The 18,258-nt window shown below is 36.5% G+C and carries 20 protein-coding genes; 15 read left to right on the plus strand and 5 right to left on the minus strand.

The window, feature by feature from the left end:
* The first annotated feature begins 85 nt into the window (after positions 1–85).
* The 8 genes from QUE72_RS04295 to pssE all read left to right on the plus strand — a co-directional run bounded on the left by QUE72_RS04295 (position 86) and on the right by pssE (position 7,387).
* The gene (locus QUE72_RS04295; RefSeq protein ID WP_074500607.1) at positions 86–997 is read left to right on the plus strand and encodes a Wzz/FepE/Etk N-terminal domain-containing protein; all 912 of its coding nucleotides are present in this window, start codon (positions 86–88) and stop codon (positions 995–997) included.
* Between the two features lie 96 nt (positions 998–1,093).
* On the plus strand, positions 1,094–2,158 hold the full coding sequence (locus QUE72_RS04300) for a nitroreductase family protein (protein WP_286271772.1): 1,065 nt from the start codon (positions 1,094–1,096) through the stop codon (positions 2,156–2,158).
* On the plus strand, positions 2,155–3,309 hold the full coding sequence (locus QUE72_RS04305) for a polysaccharide pyruvyl transferase family protein (RefSeq protein WP_074500605.1): 1,155 nt from the start codon (positions 2,155–2,157) through the stop codon (positions 3,307–3,309). Before QUE72_RS04300 ends, QUE72_RS04305 begins: the two co-directional genes overlap by 4 nt.
* Positions 3,299–4,171, plus strand: coding sequence for a glycosyltransferase (locus QUE72_RS04310; protein ID WP_074500604.1), 873 nt, complete (start codon positions 3,299–3,301; stop codon positions 4,169–4,171). Before QUE72_RS04305 ends, QUE72_RS04310 begins: the two co-directional genes overlap by 11 nt.
* Positions 4,141–5,127 (plus strand): glycosyltransferase, encoded by a 987-nt coding sequence (locus QUE72_RS04315; RefSeq protein WP_286271773.1) that lies wholly within the window; start codon positions 4,141–4,143, stop codon positions 5,125–5,127. The genes QUE72_RS04310 and QUE72_RS04315 overlap by 31 nt, the downstream gene beginning before the upstream one ends.
* 49 nt (positions 5,128–5,176) lie before the next feature.
* Complete coding sequence (locus QUE72_RS04320; protein ID WP_286271774.1) at positions 5,177–6,346, plus strand: O-antigen ligase family protein; 1,170 nt, start codon at positions 5,177–5,179, stop codon at positions 6,344–6,346.
* A 100-nt stretch (positions 6,347–6,446) separates the two neighbouring features.
* Entirely contained in the window at positions 6,447–6,944 is a 498-nt protein-coding gene (gene pssD, locus QUE72_RS04325) for a PssD/Cps14F family polysaccharide biosynthesis glycosyltransferase (protein ID WP_083602164.1), read from the plus strand.
* Positions 6,941–7,387, plus strand: a complete 447-nt coding sequence (gene pssE / locus QUE72_RS04330; protein ID WP_286271775.1) for a PssE/Cps14G family polysaccharide biosynthesis glycosyltransferase — start codon at positions 6,941–6,943, stop codon at positions 7,385–7,387. The genes pssD and pssE overlap by 4 nt, the downstream gene beginning before the upstream one ends.
* A 5-nt stretch (positions 7,388–7,392) precedes the next feature.
* Here the strand turns inward: pssE and QUE72_RS18990 are convergent, their stop codons facing one another.
* A complete protein-coding gene (locus tag QUE72_RS18990) occupies positions 7,393–7,683 on the minus strand; it encodes a DUF6170 family protein (RefSeq protein ID WP_407704951.1) in 291 nt (96 codons plus the stop codon).
* A gap of 183 nt (positions 7,684–7,866) precedes the next feature.
* Here QUE72_RS18990 and ribH point away from each other — a divergent pair, with 183 nt between their 5' ends.
* The 5 genes from ribH (at position 7,867) to QUE72_RS04355 (ending at position 11,477) form a co-directional block, all read left to right on the plus strand.
* On the plus strand, positions 7,867–8,331 hold the full coding sequence (ribH, locus tag QUE72_RS04335; RefSeq protein ID WP_074500599.1) for a 6,7-dimethyl-8-ribityllumazine synthase: 465 nt from the start codon (positions 7,867–7,869) through the stop codon (positions 8,329–8,331).
* A 30-nt stretch (positions 8,332–8,361) separates the two neighbouring features.
* Complete coding sequence (gene nusB, locus QUE72_RS04340; protein WP_074500598.1) at positions 8,362–8,778, plus strand: transcription antitermination factor NusB; 417 nt, start codon at positions 8,362–8,364, stop codon at positions 8,776–8,778.
* Positions 8,779–8,847: 69 nt separating this feature from the next.
* Positions 8,848–9,813, plus strand: coding sequence for a thiamine-phosphate kinase (gene thiL, locus QUE72_RS04345; RefSeq protein ID WP_286271776.1), 966 nt, complete (start codon positions 8,848–8,850; stop codon positions 9,811–9,813).
* Positions 9,806–10,285 (plus strand): phosphatidylglycerophosphatase A family protein, encoded by a 480-nt coding sequence (locus tag QUE72_RS04350; protein WP_074500596.1) that lies wholly within the window; start codon positions 9,806–9,808, stop codon positions 10,283–10,285. Before thiL ends, QUE72_RS04350 begins: the two co-directional genes overlap by 8 nt.
* 25 nt (positions 10,286–10,310) lie before the next feature.
* Positions 10,311–11,477 (plus strand): nucleotide sugar dehydrogenase, encoded by a 1,167-nt coding sequence (locus tag QUE72_RS04355; protein ID WP_074500595.1) that lies wholly within the window; start codon positions 10,311–10,313, stop codon positions 11,475–11,477.
* Between the two features lie 110 nt (positions 11,478–11,587).
* Here the strand turns inward: QUE72_RS04355 and serA are convergent, their stop codons facing one another.
* The 4 genes from serA to QUE72_RS04375 all read right to left on the minus strand — a co-directional run bounded on the left by serA (position 11,588) and on the right by QUE72_RS04375 (position 15,799).
* Positions 11,588–12,817, minus strand: a complete 1,230-nt coding sequence (serA, locus tag QUE72_RS04360; protein ID WP_074500594.1) for a phosphoglycerate dehydrogenase — start codon at positions 12,815–12,817, stop codon at positions 11,588–11,590.
* Positions 12,818–12,910: 93 nt separating this feature from the next.
* Entirely contained in the window at positions 12,911–13,567 is a 657-nt protein-coding gene (gene rpiA, locus QUE72_RS04365; RefSeq protein ID WP_074500881.1) for a ribose-5-phosphate isomerase RpiA, read from the minus strand.
* A gap of 65 nt (positions 13,568–13,632) precedes the next feature.
* Entirely contained in the window at positions 13,633–14,220 is a 588-nt protein-coding gene (locus QUE72_RS04370) for a 5-formyltetrahydrofolate cyclo-ligase (protein ID WP_286271781.1), read from the minus strand.
* A 43-nt stretch (positions 14,221–14,263) separates the two neighbouring features.
* On the minus strand, positions 14,264–15,799 hold the full coding sequence (locus QUE72_RS04375) for a peptide MFS transporter (protein ID WP_074500593.1): 1,536 nt from the start codon (positions 15,797–15,799) through the stop codon (positions 14,264–14,266).
* Between the two features lie 454 nt (positions 15,800–16,253).
* Here QUE72_RS04375 and galU point away from each other — a divergent pair, with 454 nt between their 5' ends.
* Both galU and cysD read left to right on the plus strand, forming a co-directional pair.
* Positions 16,254–17,150, plus strand: a complete 897-nt coding sequence (galU, locus tag QUE72_RS04380; protein WP_074500592.1) for a UTP--glucose-1-phosphate uridylyltransferase GalU — start codon at positions 16,254–16,256, stop codon at positions 17,148–17,150.
* A gap of 161 nt (positions 17,151–17,311) precedes the next feature.
* Complete coding sequence (gene cysD / locus QUE72_RS04385) at positions 17,312–18,214, plus strand: sulfate adenylyltransferase subunit CysD (RefSeq protein WP_286271784.1); 903 nt, start codon at positions 17,312–17,314, stop codon at positions 18,212–18,214.
* Positions 18,215–18,258: the final 44 nt, after the last annotated feature.

An 18,258-nucleotide genomic window follows, 5' to 3' on the forward strand; every position in this document is an offset into this window, starting at 1 on the left:
TATAAGTAAAGTTTTAAAAATCATAAACTGCTTTGATTTACTCCTCACGTTTTTCAATATTTATCATCAGAGTTGAAATGAATAAATGAAAACTAAAAATGAATTAGAAGAAATCTCACTTACAAGCATTGTTTATGTGTTATTTAAACATAAATTTTTAATTTTAGGCTTTGTCAGTATATTCGCCGTGTTTTCTGTCGTATATGCGTTAAGTTTACCTAATAAATATACGTCTCATGTGAAATTAATGTCTAATAATAATGCCCAAAAAGATCTATCTTCTCTTGCTGGAAATTTAGGGGGGTTAGCAGGCTTGGCGGGTGTTAGTTTAGGTGGAGGGAATGATGAGAAAGTTTCATTAGCTAAAGAATTATTGAAATCTCGTGCTTTTTTAAACGAGTTTGTAACAAAGCATAATATATTGGTACCGCTGATTGCAGCAGATGGACTAGACGATGACAAAAATCTAGTAATTAATAATAAGCTGTATGATGAAAAAGCAAATAAATGGGTTAGAGAAGTTTTTTATCCTAAACCTCTAATACCTTCTGCTGAAGATGTTTATCTAGCATTTGAAAATATACTAACCGTTGAAAGTGACAATAAATCCGGAGTAGTTAATATTTCACTTGAGTTTCTCAAACCAGATATTGCCCAACAATGGTTGGAATGGTTAGTCGAGGATGTTAATGAAGAGATCCGCGAGCAAGATTTAATGGAAGCAAAAAGCAGTATTAAATATTTAGAGAATGTTGCTCAAAAGACGAACAGTAAAGTGATGAAAGAAACTTTTTATCAGTTAATAGAAGAACAAATGAAAACTTTACTACTAACGGAAGTACGAAAAGAGTATGTATTTAAAACAGTTGATCCTGCAAGCTACCCAGAAGATAAGTCCTCACCTAAACGCGCGTTAATTTGTATTGGAGGAACACTTGCTTCTGGTGTATTTATCGTGATGCTTGTACTTGTTCGGCACTTTTCTTTTTCGAAATAGTTAAGCAATAAAATTAATGATGTAGCACTAAAATTGCTAACTTAAGCAATAATTTTTCTAAATATGACATAAATAAATGAGTTAGATAATAGTGTAATGAAGAAATTTTTAAAAAAAATAGTACCACCCAAATTTGTTAAAAATATAAGGGCTATAAATAATAGTGTTGATCAAGCAATCATTCCATTTTTTGCAAGTCATCGCATATTAAGTTCAATTTACTATTTATTATTTAGCAGGCAATTTTCTCGTGAGCAACAGGCTGTCTTAAAAGGCCGGGTAGCTTATGGCAAATCACTTTACAAAATTGGGAAAAGTAGTGTTTTATTAAGACGTAATACTCACCGATTAGAAAAAGGCTTGATAATGAAACCTCGAAGAGAGGTTTTTGCTCTAGCGTATATAGATGAAACAGTTGATTGTTATATTGAATGCGTAAAAGCAGGTACATTATGCGATGAAGAGTTACAATGGGCGTCTGATGTTCTATTGAAATACTTTAGTGTTATTAAATTATCAGAACACACACAACAATTAAAAGCGGCTTTTGAGCAATGTCGTCCGTCTTTCTCATTGAATCGCCAGTTTACTCCTTACGATGAAGTCTCAAGACCTGAGCTATCATGTGATCCTGAGCAATTAAAGCAGTTATTTATAAGACGAAGATCTGTTAGATGGTTTGAGGATAAACCTGTTGCGAAAGAGCTTATAAACAAAGCATTAGAAATGGCTTCGTTGGCCCCTAGCGCATGTAATAGGCAGCCATATCAATTCTATTTATTAAAGGATGTTGATGCAATACATATAGCAAAACTAGCTATGGGAACAGCTGGTTTTGCAGAAAACATACAAAATTTGTTTGTTATTGTTGGTGATTTATCCGCATATCCAGCTGAACGTGATAAACATGTTATTTACATTGATGGTTCTTTAGCTGCTATGCAATTAATGTTGGGATTCGAGTCATTGGGGATAAGTACTTGTCCAATTAATTGGCCAGATATTGAATTTAGGGAAGCAAAGATGAGTCAAAAGCTAGATTTAAAAGCCCATCAACGGCCTATTATGCTTTTAGCTTTTGGCTATGCTGAACCAGATGGTAAAATTCCTTTTTCGCAAAAAAAATTACCAGAACAGTTACTAAAAGAAGTTAAATTATGATTATTGAAATTAAAGGTGTGCAATTCGTCAATAAAGGGGCTGAATTGATGCTTTGCGCTATTCATCAGAAGATTATGGAGCTTTGGCCTGATGCAGAAATAGCTCTAGCACCCAATGTGAATTCCTCTTATATGGATAGAGCAAAATATGGCGCATGGCAAAAGCTATCTCTTAGAAAGTACCCTTTTGATTTTAATAGACTTACATATGTATTGCCTCCGTTTATTCGTAAAGCTTTAAAAAAATGGGGAATTATTACAGAAGCAGATATAGACATTATTTTTGATGCCTCCGGTTTTGCTTATGGCGATCAGTGGAATACTGTTATGTTGGAGCATGCGTTAGCTGAGGCATCACGTATGCATAAGCATAATAAGAAATATGTTTTTTTACCTCAAGCTTTTGGTCCATTTACCCAAGCTAAAAATCAGCAGTTGATTAAAAGCTCGATGAATAAAGCCAGTTTAGTATGTTCTAGAGAAGAAACATCTTATGCGCACTTGACTCGCTTAACGGGAGAACTACCAAATATTTCAGTCTATCCAGATTTCACAAATGCATTAGTTGGAGCAATACCTGAATACTACGATCGTGAAAATTTCCAAGTATGCTTAATTCCGAATAATAATATGGTTAATAAACGTAACCCAAATAAACAATGGGCTTCTTCATATATTAATTTTTTTGTTTTAGCAGCAGAACATGCGATTAACCTTGGTTTTAAGCCTTACATCCTTAATCATGAGGGTGTTGATGATTTAGACATTTGTCGACAAATTAATAATAAGCTGGACATGCCTTTAGAAGTGATTTCAGAGCCTGATCCAATTAAGGTTAAGGGCTTAATTGGCGGTGCAAAGTTGATCATTTGTTCTAGGTTTCATGGCTGTGTAAGTGCGCTTTCACAAAGTGTTCCTTGTATTGGTACTAGTTGGAGCCATAAGTATGAGCAACTCTTTAGTGAGTATGGTGTACCTGAATTTTTAATATCTTCAAATTTCCAACCTGAACAAATGAAGGGATTAATGAAAAAATGCCTTTGCGATAACCAAGATGTTGTTGATGTTTTAAATGAACGAAGTAAACATTATAAGTCAAAGACTGATGAAATGTGGCACGAGGTACAAAGAGTCATAAATAATGGGAATTAAAACAGGAAATCCATTAGTATCGATTTATATACCAACACATAATCGCTCAGCTTTATTGGTGAGGGCAGTAGAATCAGTACTCAATCAAACGTATCAAAACATTGAAATATTAATATGTGATGATGGCTCTTGCGATGATACTGAAGAAGTTGTACGACGATTAATTGAACAATATAGCTCTATTAAATATTTTAAGCATAACACGCCTCAAGGAGCCTGTGCTGCTCGAAATGTTTGCATCAACAATGCAAGCGGATATTTTTGCACTGGGCTAGATGACGACGATATATTTCACCCCTCTAGAGTTGAAAAACTTGTCGAATATTACGATGAGTCTTTTTCTTTAGTGACCACAAAAAATATTGAAGTAGATTTAAGTCAATTTGATTGTGTGTATCAACCATTACCTAACGATGCACTTCAAAAGCAGAGTATTAACTTGTCTTTTTTGTTAGATGAAAATTTAGTTGGTAATCAAGTGTTCACTGAGACATCTCGTTTTAAAATTCTTGGCGGTTTCGATGAATCATTACCCGCTTGGCAAGATTATGATATGTGGGTCAGAATTGTAGATAAATTTGGTGATGCTTTGAAAATAGATGTGGAAACATACTACGCTGATATAGATGAAAAACGACCTAGAATATCTACTTCAAGTAATCGTTACAAAGGCTGTAAAAAGTTTTATAACAAGCATTGGTCAAAACTGTCTAGCTACCAGAAAAAAAATGCAAAAATTCGAATGGCAATCATTGGTGGACAATTCCCTTCGTTTTGGCAGTTAATTAAGTTATTTAATTTACCAATGATAAAATTTTGGTTGAAAGCTTTATGCTTAAAGTATCGGCTGGTTTCGAAGTGAGAGTTTTGATATTGACAAATATGTTCCCTACAAAAACTAATCCTTATTGGGGAATTTTTGTAAAAGAACAAATAGACTCTTATAAAGAGTGTTTTCCGAATGCACAGATTAGCGTGTTGCAATTAATCAATGGTGGTTTGCTTCGTCGATACTTATTGTCAAGTTATCGATTATTAAAGCGGTGCATTTCTGCGAAGCCTCAATTTATTCATGTACATTTTGGTTTAAGCTTTTTACCTTTGTTTTTTATAATGCCATATGTTAGATACAAAAAAATTAAAATTATTGTTACCTTTCACGGTTCAGATATATTAGGTAATAATCGGTTAAGTTTATTGGTTTCCAAGTTAGCATTAATTTGTGCTGATGCCGTTATTGGTGTTAGTAAGCAAATTTTTGATAGAATTTCAAATTATAACAATAATGCGCACTACTTACCTTGCGGTGTTACATCACAGTTTATACATTTTGTGAATAGGGCTAATGATAAACGAACCGATACGATAGTATTTCCCTCGTCGCCCCAAAGGGTTGAAAAAAACTTCCCAAAATTTAAACGAATCATAGACAGAGTGGAATGTCGTATAGGGAAGAAATTAACGATAGCGATTATGGAGTCACTTTCTAGGGAAGAAGTCGCAAACTTGTTTACTAATAGTGTTTGTTTATTAATGACATCCGATTACGAAGGATCACCTCAGGTTGTTAAAGAAGCCATTTTTGCTGGTCTTCCTGTAGTATCAACAAAGGTTGGCGATGTACCTTATTTAATTGAAAACAGAAATAACTGCTTTATAAGCAATAATGAGCAAGAACTCGCCGAATTTATATGCCTAATATTGTCATCACAGACAAAAACAGTAGAGGAAGGAAAAAGCACTAAACAATATGAATTGACAAATAATCATATTTGTCAACAGTTACATAAAGTTTATAAACACTTGTTAAGCGCATGAATTAAACCATATGAGTTTGCTTATTTTCTTCTTTTGGTACCTGCGAGTTATGACTATCTCTATAGATAATCAAGTGCTTCGTCTAGGTGTCCCTGTATTGTTACTTTCACTTATTTTGATTTTTATTTTGATCAATAAAAAGGCTTTGTCGCTAGTAAGTAAAACGTCGAGCTTTAAGTACTATATTGCAATTACTATTACTTTGTCTTTTTCGGTTGTGATCGCATATTTTAACAATATGCCACTTGGTAGTAGCATCTCTGCAATGCTTAAAGTCTTCTTGATGGGAGGCTTTTTTGTATTAGGTTTTATACTAGCGTTATATGGTAAATTAAAGGTCTCGTTATTTATAATCACTAGTAGTGTTTTATGGCATTTATTAGCAGGAATATCAGGGTATTTTCTCGGGATAGGTGATGATATACATGGAGTACTGCGTCCTACCGGTATTGCGGGGAAAGTAAATGTGTTAGCTAATTTAGCTTTATTTTCTGCGGTATTTTATGGAGCTAGAGGTTTTCTAGAAAAGCAGAACAGATTTGCGTTGCTGACAATTATGTTTATGTCCCTGTGTATGATATTTTTTAGTGGCACACTTAAGAACGTGATTGCGTTATTCGGAGCAGTTGCTGTTTATGCTTTTTTAGGGTCAAATCGCAAGTTTTTGACGATTAGTGTTTTTCTCGCTTTATTTGTTCCTGTTTCTATCGGCCTTGCTTTATATACACCAATTGGTGATCGCATTATTGAAGCGTTTGTTGCAGGAATAGATGTAGAAGTTGAGGAAGGACAGAAACTTGAATCTTCTTTGCAATGGCGCGTGCTTCACTGGAAGTTACTGTTTGATGATTGGCTCGCACGTTTCTTTTGGCAAGGAGCTGGCTTCGGACAAGTAGGCAATATGAATGCGTTAAAAACGGAGTCTGGAGTTGGGTTTGTTGCACATTCTGATTGGCTTCAATTTTGGGTTGAATTAGGACCTGTACTTTTTATTTTTTTCATATACTTTCATTTTAAGTTATTAAGGCCAGTATATAAAATGGCAAGGGAAGGTGACTCATTAGCTTTTGGTCTTTTTTTTGCTTTTATCGCTCAAGTGATTGCGATGTTGGCTGGTCCTGTATATTTTTCAGTTTCCTTTTTTTATTATTTTTGGTTGCTTTTAGGCATGTTAGCTGCGAAGGAGTTTAGAGACAACCAATTGGTTAAAGCTAAATAACTTTTTATTCATATCTGACTTGAATTAGAAAGGTTATTAATTTTTCGAAATATTAAGGTGGTTGTCTCCATCATACGGTTTTTATCTAAAAGGCATTACATTGAAGCATAAAGTTATATGTGTTAGTTACGGAAAAGGCGGTCATCAAGAACAGATGAAACGACTGTTAACGCTATTGTCGGCATCTATTCCTGATGACATCAAACTCATAGTGTTTACAGACTCAGAGCATGAACTAAATACAAGTATTAAAATACAAAGTTCATTTTTGTATCCAGAAGCTAGAGATAAGTATTCCTCTTGGAGAACACTCTCTAATATACCTAAGCTTTTTTTCTACCAAATTCGAGATGTGATCCTCATTAATAGAAAATACAACGTTGTGGGCTATGTTGCTACAGGACCAGGCGTGTCAATATTACCCGCATTATTATTTAAATTAATGAAAGTTAAAGTTATTGGGTTTGAAAGTTGGTCTCGCTTTTATCAAAAATCATACACAGGTAAGATACTATATTTAATTAGCGATATGTTTTTTGTACAAAATAAAAGTTTATTACGTGTTTATAAAAATGCAGCTTATAAGGGAAGATTATGAATATTTTCGTTACATTAGGAACGACTCCTTTTCCTGAGTTATTGGCGGAGGTTAATAAACTTCAAAATCAGACGGCTGATAATTTTGTTATTCAGTCTGTTAGTGGTGACCTTACTAGGTTTAATGAAAGCTTTAGCTATACTAATGATATTCAATACTGGTATCAGTGGGCTGACATTATAATTACACATGCTGGAGCGGGATCAACCTATAATTTACTCGAACTTAACAAAAAATTAGTGTTGGTTCCAAATACATTCCGTAAAGATAAACATCAGCTAGAGTTGGCTAAATATATTGAGTCAAAAAACTATGCTGTAGTTTGTTATCAGTTAAAAAAACTTCAGCAGTGCATTACAAAAGTGAAAGATTATTCGATTAAAAAATATCAAAAGGTACAATTTTCAGGCATTGAGGATATTAAAGCTTTGTTTCAAATATAACTACATTATTTTTTATTTCGATTATTTATCTTAGTTCTTGAAAATGAAAGCTTTACAGGGATAAAAATAAAGAAAAAAATTAGTAAAGTGAACAAAAAACTAATAACGAAGTATTGCCATTCTTGTTGTGCGAAATAAAAAAAAGGAGGAATAAGCATCAATAATTTTAAAATATTTAATATTAACTTTTCAGGTGCAGTGAACTTTTTTTGAGCTTCCTCTAGCTTTAGTTGCCTTTCTTTTATTGAGTAGCTTTCAAGTTCGGGAATGTCTTTCGAAGAAAAGTAGATAGCCATAATATTTATTGATTATTGATTATTGATTATTGATTATTTTACCGTAAATATTATTTTATAACATCGCTTAATTTGAATTCTTTTTATGCTCTTGTTTACTATTAATGGTTATAAACTAGTACCTAATTCTTTCATTTTTTGCTAGAATCGCGACAATTTTTACATCTAAAGAGTAATTTTTCCATGAACGTTATTGAAGGTGGCTTTGTTGCAACAGGTAAAAAGTTTGCAATTGTAGTATCTAGATTCAACCATTTTATTGTTGATAGCTTATTAGAAGGGGCTATTGATACGCTTAAACGTCATGGTGATGTTGCAGAACAAGATATTACAGTGATTAAGGTCCCTGGAGCATATGAGTTACCGTTAGTTGCTAAAAAAGCGGCAAAGCAAGGTAAATACGATGCAATAATCGCCATTGGTGCGGTGATTCGTGGTGGTACACCGCATTTTGATTTCGTTGCTGGTGAATGTAATAAAGGCTTAGCACAAGTGTGTTTAGAGTCTGAAATTCCGGTATCGTTTGGTGTGATCACAACAGACTCAATCGAACAAGCCATTGAACGCGCTGGTACAAAAGCCGGTAACAAGGGTGGTGAAGCGGCTCTTGGTGCATTAGAAATGGTTAATGTACTTGCTAAGCTATAATCAAGCTAGAATTTAATACAGGATATTTTTGTGAAACCATCTCCCAGAAGAAAAGCGCGAGAACTAGCCGTTCAAGCAGTTTATTCATGGCAAATGAGTGAAAACTCAGTGACAGACGTTGAAGTACATTTTCTTACTGAAAATGCCAAGCGTCGTTTTGAAATTGAATATTTTCAAAAACTATTTCGTGGTGTTACAAGTCAAACAAATTCGATTGATTTAGCTATTACACCGTATTTAGATCGTGATTTAGATGATGTAGATCATATTGAAAAAGCAATATTAAGAGTTGCTGTTTATGAACTGAGCGATTGTGCGGATGTGCCGTATCGTGTTGTGATTAATGAAGCAATTGAACTAGCGAAAGTATTTGCTGCTGATGATAGTCACAAATTTGTAAATGGTGTATTAGATAAAGCTGTTAAGGTGATTCGTCCAGAACAATAATTAACGGCGACAGATAAACACATAAGGCGCTTTATTTTAGGCGCCTTTTGTTTTTTATGGATACTTATTATGAAAGAGTTTGAGCTGATCAAAACGTATTTTACCGAACAGTTGGTTAATCGACGTGATGTCGTAGTAGGTATAGGGGATGACTGTGCTGTTATCGCTCCAGCTGAAAAGCAAAATATTGCCATTACGACAGATACCTTAATTGCTGGTGTTCATTTTCCTAAAAATACGCCAGCAAAAGCCATTGGCCATAAAGCCGTTGCCGTTAATTTATCTGATCTTGCTGCTATGGGAGCTGAACCTACTTGGATTTCTATCGCGATTAGCTTGCCAGTAGTTGATGAGGATTGGATCAGTGACTTCTGTGAAGGCATGTTTGCCTTATGCGAATTTTACAATGTGCAACTTATTGGTGGCGATACAACACAAGGACCATTAAGTATTACGATCACAGCACAAGGCACTGTTCCTCCGAATAAGCAAATTACCCGTAGTGGCGCTAAAGCGGGTGATTGGATATATGTAACTGGTGAACTAGGTGACTCAGCGTTAGCGTTAAAACACTACTACGGCGACATTACCTTACGGGGTGACGTACTCGTACATGCTATGAATCGTTTAAATGAACCTAAACCTAGAGTGTTAGCGGGTAAAGCGATAAGAGAATATGCATCAGCTGCGATAGATATTTCGGATGGGTTATTGGCTGATTTATCACATATATGCAAAGCTTCGAATGTCGGCGCAAATATTGTGTTAGAAGATTTACCGTTATCTAGTGAACTTATTGCATCGATTGGTGCTGAACAAGCGATGGAGTTGGCATTGTCAGGCGGAGATGACTACGAACTTCTTATGACTGTCTCAGAAGATAACAAGGTTGGTATGGAAACAACGCTTGCTGATATGGGGACAAAAGTAACGTGCATTGGTCAATTAAATGGTAATCTTAAAATTACTACTACCTTGAATAATAAGCCAGCGCAGCTAAACCTGAAGGGTTTTGAGCATTTTGCCAATGAATAACCAACCGAAAGAGATTAAATCAAAATTTACGTTGTCTGATCCTGTGCAATTTTTAGCGCTAGGCTTTGGAAGCGGTTTAATTCCTAAAGCACCGGGAACTTTTGGTACCTTAGCGGCTATTCCTGTGTTCTTATTATTAGCGCCGTTACCTATGGTGACATATTTAGCGGTAGTCGCCGTGATGGCGTTATTGGGTATTTATATTTGTTCTCATGCAGCTAAGGCTGCGAAGGTGCATGATCATCCAGCAATTGTATGGGATGAAATAGTCGGCTATTTGATTACCATGGCTTTAATTCCCGTTTCGTGGAAGTCAATTATTGTTGGTTTTTTGCTGTTTCGTTTGTTTGATATCATAAAGCCATGGCCGATTTCATTGTTAGATAAACATTGTCATGGTGGTTTTGGTATTATGATAGACGATATTGTTGCAGGCTTTGCTGCATTTATTTGTATGTATTTTATGTTTTAGTTTTATTGAGAGATAGGTATTGTAAATGAAGATTACTGTAGTAGGTACAGGTTATGTAGGGCTATCAAACGGCATCTTGTTAGCACAACATAATGAAGTCATTGCGTTAGATGTTATTGAAGAGAGGGTGATACAGTTAAATAATAAACAATCCCCGATTCGTGATAAAGAAATTGAAATGTTTCTTTCGCAAGAGCCTTTGTCATTCACCGCAACGCTAGATAAGACATTAGCATACACTGATGCAGAAATTATCATTATTGCTACACCGACGAATTATGACCCTGAAACAAACTATTTTGATACGAGTTCTGTAGAATCGGTTATTAAAGAAGTTATGGCAATAAATGCAGAGGCTACTGTTGTTATTAAATCAACGGTTCCTGTTGGTTTCACAAGACGATTAAAAGATAAATACCAAACAGATAATATTATTTTCTCTCCTGAATTTCTTAGGGAAGGAAAAGCGTTGTACGATAATTTATACCCTTCAAGAATTATCGTGGGTGCTGAAACTACAGGCGCTAAAACCTTTGCCAAATTATTGCAGCAAGGCGCCAAAAAAGAAGACGTTCCTACACTATTTACAAGAGCAACAGAAGCTGAAGCGATAAAACTTTTTGCTAATACCTATTTGGCGATGCGGGTTGCTTACTTCAATGAATTAGATACTTACGCAGAAACGCATGACTTAGACACGCGTTCAATTATTGAAGGTGTAGGGTTAGATCCGCGTATTGGTGATCATTATAACAACCCATCGTTCGGTTATGGGGGTTATTGTTTACCAAAAGATACCAAGCAATTATTGGCAAATTACCAGGATGTGCCAAATAATATGATTAATGCGATTGTTGAAGCGAATGTGACTCGTAAAGACTTTGTAGCAGAATCAATTTTAAAGAAATCTCCGACGATTGTTGGTGTTTACCGTTTAATTATGAAGTCTGGCTCCGATAACTTTCGTGCTTCGTCTATACAAGGCATTATGAAGCGCATAAAGGCGAAAGGTGTTGAAGTGGTTATTTTTGAGCCGGAATTAGCTGATGATACCTTTTATAATTCACGAGTGATCACTGATTTAGCTGAATTTAAAGCGATGTCAGATGTTATTGTGTCTAATCGTATGGATGATGAACTGAGCGATGTTATTGAGAAAGTTTATACCAGAGATTTATTTGGTAAAGATTAAGTGACAATTACTTAGCGTTATATCAGCAATAAAAAAACGGAGCGATTAGCTCCGTTTTTTGCTTTTAATCTTTTAATACAGTGTTCTCATGAAAAGTATTACTGCTCAAATTAATGCAGAATACGTGCTTTAATCGTACCTTCAATCAGCTTTAATTCACGCAAGGCCGTTTCACTGTTTTCTGTTTCTATATCAATAACAACATAACCGTTTTGGTCATCTGTTTGTAGATACTGCGCGGCAATATTAATGTTATGTTCAGCAAATGCTTGGTTAATTTTTGTCAATATACCTGGCTGGTTTTTATGAATATGTAATAAGCGACTGGTACCAACGTGTTCAGGCAGTGATACTTCCGGGAAGTTGACTGCTGAAAGCGTTGAACCATTATCTGAGTACTTAGCCAGCTTACTCGCCACCTCTAAACCAATGTTTTCTTGCGCTTCTTTTGTGCTACCGCCAATATGAGGCGTTAAAATAACATTATCGAAAGCACGTAGTGGTGAAACAAATTCTTCGTCATTACCTTTAGGCTCTACAGGAAATACATCAATTGCAGCACCGGCAACTTTCTTATTGGTTAATGCTTCACATAAGGCATCAATATCAACTACTGTTCCACGCGAAGCATTGATAAAGATAGCCCCGTTTTTCATCACATCAAACTCAGCAGCACCCATCATATTTTGCGTTTGTGCTGTTTCTGGTACATGTAAACTTACTACGTCAGCTTCTTGCAAAAGAGCCGTTAGGCTTGGTGATTGCTCAGCATTGCCAAGAGGTAATTTTGTTTCAATGTCATAAAACTTTACTTTCATGCCAACGGTTTCAGCTAAAATGCCTACTTGCATACCGATATGGCCGTAACCAATGATACCAAAGGTTTTACCTCTGGCCTCAACCGAACCAGCGGCAGATTTATTCCAAACACCACGATGAGCTTGTGCACTTTTTTCAGGGATACCACGTAATAACAACAATAACTCGCCTAATACAAGTTCAGCAACAGAGCGGGTATTTGAAAAAGGTGCATTAAATACTGGCACCCCTTTTACTTTTGCGGCACGCACATCGACTTGATTGGTACCAATGCAAAAACAACCAATCGCGACTAATTTTTTTGCATGGCTTAATACTTTTTCATTAAGCATCGTGCGCGAGCGAATGCCGATAAAATGAACGTCAGCAATTTTCTCTATGAGTTGTTCTTCAGACAACGACGTTTTTAAATACTCAATGTTGGTATAACCTTTAGACTTTAACTCTTCTAATGCACTTTGATGTACACCTTCCAGCAGTAAAATCTTGATTTTTTCTTTTGCTAACGAATTATTGCTCATATGCTAAAACCGTAGTTAATATTGTTGATGTATAGATGGCTAGATACCCAAAATTTAATCAACCGTATCATATAGTGTTAAAACTCTAAAGTGTTATTTTACCACCTTTGCACCTTCTGGTGTCCCTAATATGAGTATATCAGCGCCGCGGTGAGCAAATAAACCATTGGTAACAACGCCTACAATCGCATTAATATCAGACTCTAAGCGTTTAGGATCAATAATGTCTAAGTTATGCACATCAAGAATGACATTTGAGTTATCAGTTACCACGCCTTGACGATAAACAGGATCGCCGCCTAATTTCACTAACTCTCTTGCAACATAACTACGTGCCATTGGAATAACTTCAACAGGTAGCGGAAACTTGCCCAGTACAGGTACTTGTTTACTCTCATCACATATACAGATGAACGTTTTAGCGACGGCAGCCACAATTTTTTCTCGCGTTAATGCTGCGCCACCGCCTTTGATCATATGCATATGTTCTGTAATTTCGTCTGCACCGTCGATATAGACACTAATTTCGCTAACACTGTTAAGATCAAATACTTCGATCCCTAACGCTTTCAAGCGTTTAGTTGACTCTTCTGAGCTAGACACTGCACCGGTAATGTCATGTTTCTTACTCGCGAGGGCATCAATAAAGTGGTTGACGGTTGAGCCTGTTCCTACGCCGACTATGGCATCATCTTCAACAAATTCCACGGCTTTTATAGCCGCAGCTTTTTTCATTTCGTCTTGTGTCATCGTTGTATATCCGAGTTGCTTTTTATGCATTATAACAGCCAATTTTTGCTCGGTGTTATGAGATTTTAATTAAATTGATAATGTTTAGAGGGAGTAACAATATGTGGGAGTGGCACATCCCATGCTTCTATTGGAATAGCGGAAATTTTTTGGCAGTCATGTGCTAATCCCATAATAACGGGGGGGGTAGTAACTAAACTTGCTAGCGTTCGATCGTAATAACCGCCCCCCATACCTAAACGGGCGCCAGTTTCATCAAATGCCACTAGAGGGGTAAAAATGATATCAAGCTTACGTACCGGACAAACATGTCTAACATCTAATTGGGGTTCTAGAATGCCGTACTTATTTTTGTTCATCGCTGAAGTTGCGCGATAATGTAAAAACAGCAGCTGCCCTTTGTTAAAAGGATGAAGCACAGGAAGATAAGTTTGTATGTTTTGTTGCCAGCACCAATGTATAAAAGGGGTAGTGTTAAGTTCACCGTCATTTGCATGATAAATAGCTACAGATTTGGCCTTTGCGATTATAGCAATGTGCTTTAGTTGGTGAACTAATGATAAAGAAGCTTCAGTTTGCGACTCTGAAGATAACATCTGACGGGTGTGTCTTATCTGTTGACGTATTGCTTGGCGAGAGTTAAATAATGTCATATAAAAAGCGGTGGCTTACACCACCGCTAACATGTTGCTATTATTAAATAGTTTCTGCAGCTTTACCTGGTGTTGGTGCGGTAGAGTCTGCTTCGTCAGCTGAGTTTTCCCAAACACGTGATTTAATGCTTAGTAATAAAATTACGATACCGATACCGATACTAAATAAACTGATTTGAATGTATAAGTTTGGTAATTGATCAATACGGTTTGGATCAAAGTTACCCGCTAATAAACCAGAAATAATATTACCGATAGAGTAGGTTAACACGAATACACCCATCATTTGGCCAGCAAAGCGACGCGGTGACAATTTACTAATGGCACTTAATGCTACAGGGCTTAAGCATAATTCACCTACTGTATGTAAGAAGTAAGTAGCCACTAACCAATAAGGCGCTACTTTCATGCCTGATGCTGCATATTGTGCTGCAAAGAACATCACAATAAAGCCACTTGCCATGATCATTAAGCCGATAGCACATTTAATACCATAGGCAGGACTAACAAAGCGCTTACCTAAGTTGATCCACAGCGCTGCAAAAAATGGTGACAATAATACGATAAACATGGCGTTTAACGATTGGAACCAGCCAGTAGGGACTTCGAAACTGCCAACAATTCTATCTGTGTAATCGCGAGCAAATAAGTTCATTGAAGAGCCTGCTTGCTCAAAACCTGACCAAAAACATGCAGAAGCAATACACACTAGTAACAGAGCACCTAAGCGTTTCATTTCATTTTTGGTTAAATTACCGAACTTGAAAATTGATGCATAGTAAAGTACGAACATCACACTAAAGCTGATCGCAACATATTGTGCCACAGCGACCGGCTCAATAATGATAGCACCCGTTATGGCAGCAGCAGTTACGGTTGCAAGCATAATTAAGAAAGCACCAATGACTGCCCAGCTTATTTGTCTACCTTTAGGTGTTAAAGGCGCTGCGGGCGCTGCACCCACACCGTGTAATTTATTAAGTGTACGGCGGTATTGTATTAAACCCACTGCCATACCCACAGCTGCTGCACCAAATGCCCAATGCCAGCCAAAGTTTTCTTGATCTTCCATTAGGTAACCACAAATGGTGTAGCCTAAAACAGAGCCCATATTGATGCCCATGTAATAAATGGCATAACCAGAATCACGGCGTTTATCTTCATCTGAGTAAAGTTGGCCAACCATAGCGCCAATATTTGGTTTCAATAGGCCTGTACCTAAAATAACCACAATTAAACCGATGAAAAAGGTTTTATCACTAGGGAAGGCCAAAATAATGTGGCCACACATGATGATAATACCGCCATACCATACGGCCTTTTGACCACCCAGGAGTCTGTCTGAAATCCAACCTCCAGGTAACCCCATGAAATAGACACTACCGGTATATAAACCATAAATGGCAGCGGCAGAAGCAACCGTTAAACCTAAGCCATTTTCTTGTAAGGTTGCGGTCATAAACAGTACTAGCAGCATTCGCATACCGTAGTAACTCATGCGTTCCCACATTTCAGTAAAGAACAGTGTTTGAAGACCTTCAGGTTGCCCGAAAAAAGTCTTAGCGCTTTGCGTTGTCATATAAATTTTCCTTCCTAAGGTGCGCACCTAGTATTGAGCATTATTATTATTCTTGTTTATTTAGATAAGATTGATAAATGGATTCAACAGGCGCAATTTATCGTTAATCAGCGGCATTTATACCTTTGATGAACTCGAAGCGCAAGTAATTCAGCTAAGCGGATTGAATATTGCGTTGAAAGGTTTACAGGTTAGTTTCTGTTTGTAACTTTAAAAACCAAGGGTTTAGCGGAGATATCCTGAATTTAAGTATACAATATATTATTTTTTATTTACTTAATTTAAATGAACGAATTTAAAGCATTTAAAAACTGAAACATGAATAAATTCACGTGTAAGTTAATTATATTCAGGTGTTAATAAGCTAATAATTTGTTTTAATACTACTTTGATGAAATTATTTAACTGTATTCACTTATATTAAATATTACAGTGCTATTTTTCCGAGGGCGGTATGGATAAGAAAATTACAAAAGCGGTCATTCCTGTTGCAGGCTTAGGGACACGTATGCTTCCGGCAACTAAGGCAATTCCAAAGGAAATGCTACCAATTGTAGATAAACCGCTTATTCAATATATTGTTAATGAATGTATTGATGCAGGTATTAAAGAAATTGTCTTAGTGACTCATTCTTCTAAAAATTCGATAGAGAACCATTTTGATAAATCGTTTGAATTAGAAACGACACTTGAAAATCGAGTAAAACGTCAACTTCTTGATGAAATTCAAGCTATTTGTCCAAAAGGGGTTACCATCATGCATGTGCGTCAAGGCGAAGCAAAAGGCTTAGGACATGCGGTTTTAAAAGCTAAACCTTTGGTGGGTGATAACCCTTTCGTTGTCGTGTTACCAGATGTTATTTTGGATGACGCAACTGCGAATTTAAAAACCGAAAACTTAGCGGCGATGTTAGCGCGTTTTAATGAAACGGGCCATAGCCAAATTTTAGTTGAGCCGGTACCACAAGAAAAAGTACAACATTATGGGGTGGTTGATTGTGGCGGAGAAGTTTTACATGAAGGTGGTTCAGCGGTGATGACAGCCGTTGTTGAAAAACCAGCGATTGAGGAGGCACCATCTAATTTAGCCGTTGTTGGCCGCTATGTATTGTCAGAACCCATTTGGCAATTATTAGAATTTACACCACCGGGCGCTGGTGATGAAATTCAACTTACCGATGCAATCGCAAGTTTGATGAAATTAGAAACGGTTGAAGCCTTTCATATGACAGGGAAGTCTCATGATTGCGGCTCTAAAATGGGTTATATGAAAGCGATGGTGGAATATGGTTTGCGACATCAGCAGATAGGTGATGAATTCACTGAATACTTACATCAACTTATAAAGTAAATTGATTGTTTAGTTATGCATTTTTAAATTTAATGAAGTGAATGCATAACTTCTCCCTTTGTTTATTTCTAAATCATCTAACAAATCTTTTTCTTATATGGATATCTTAAAGGCTATCCAGTACACTATCGTCATTAAAATTGCTAGGGAATATTAGTTAAATGACGATTCAAACGCATTTAAAAAAGCTTGAAGCTGAGTCTATCCACATTATTCGTGAAGTTGCCGCTGAATTTGACAAACCAGTGATGCTTTATTCTGTAGGTAAAGATTCCGCCGTTTTATTACATTTAGCGAGAAAAGCGTTCGCACCCGGGAAAATACCATTCCCGTTATTGCATGTTGATACCACATGGAAGTTTAAAGAAATGATAGCCTTTCGCGATCGCATGGCGAAAGATTATGGATTTGAATTGTTAGTACATCAAAATCCTGATGGTATCGCGATGGATATCAATCCTTTTGTCCATGGCAGTGCAAAACACACTGATATTATGAAAACGCAAGGGTTAAAACAAGCGCTTGATAAATATGGCTTTGATGCCGCATTTGGTGGTGCACGTCGCGATGAAGAAAAATCGCGCGCGAAAGAACGTGTGTATTCGTTCCGTGATAAAAATCATCGCTGGGACCCGAAAAGTCAACGCCCTGAGCTTTGGAATGTCTACAACGGTAAAGTAGATAAAGGTGAGAGCATTCGAGTGTTTCCTTTATCAAATTGGACCGAACTTGATATTTGGCAATATATTTATTTAGAAAGTATTGACATTGTGCCGTTGTATTTATCGGCAAAACGACCTGTTGTAGAACGCGACGGTACGTTAATCATGGTAGATGATGAGCGCATGCCTCTAGAAGAAGGCGAAGAAATACAAATGAAAAGTGTTCGTTTTAGAACACTTGGCTGTTACCCATTAACTGGTGCAGTTGAATCAGAAGCGGCAAGTTTGCCGGAAATTATTCAAGAAATGTTGTTAACAAAAACCTCTGAACGTCAAGGTCGTGTGATTGACCATGATTCAGCGGGTTCTATGGAGAAAAAGAAAATGGAAGGTTATTTCTAACTATTTTTTAACCTAACTTTCATTTTAACTGTTAACGATTTCTA

This window comes from Thalassotalea hakodatensis, assembly GCF_030295995.1.
GTDB classification, from domain to species: domain Bacteria; phylum Pseudomonadota; class Gammaproteobacteria; order Enterobacterales; family Alteromonadaceae; genus Thalassotalea_C; species Thalassotalea_C hakodatensis.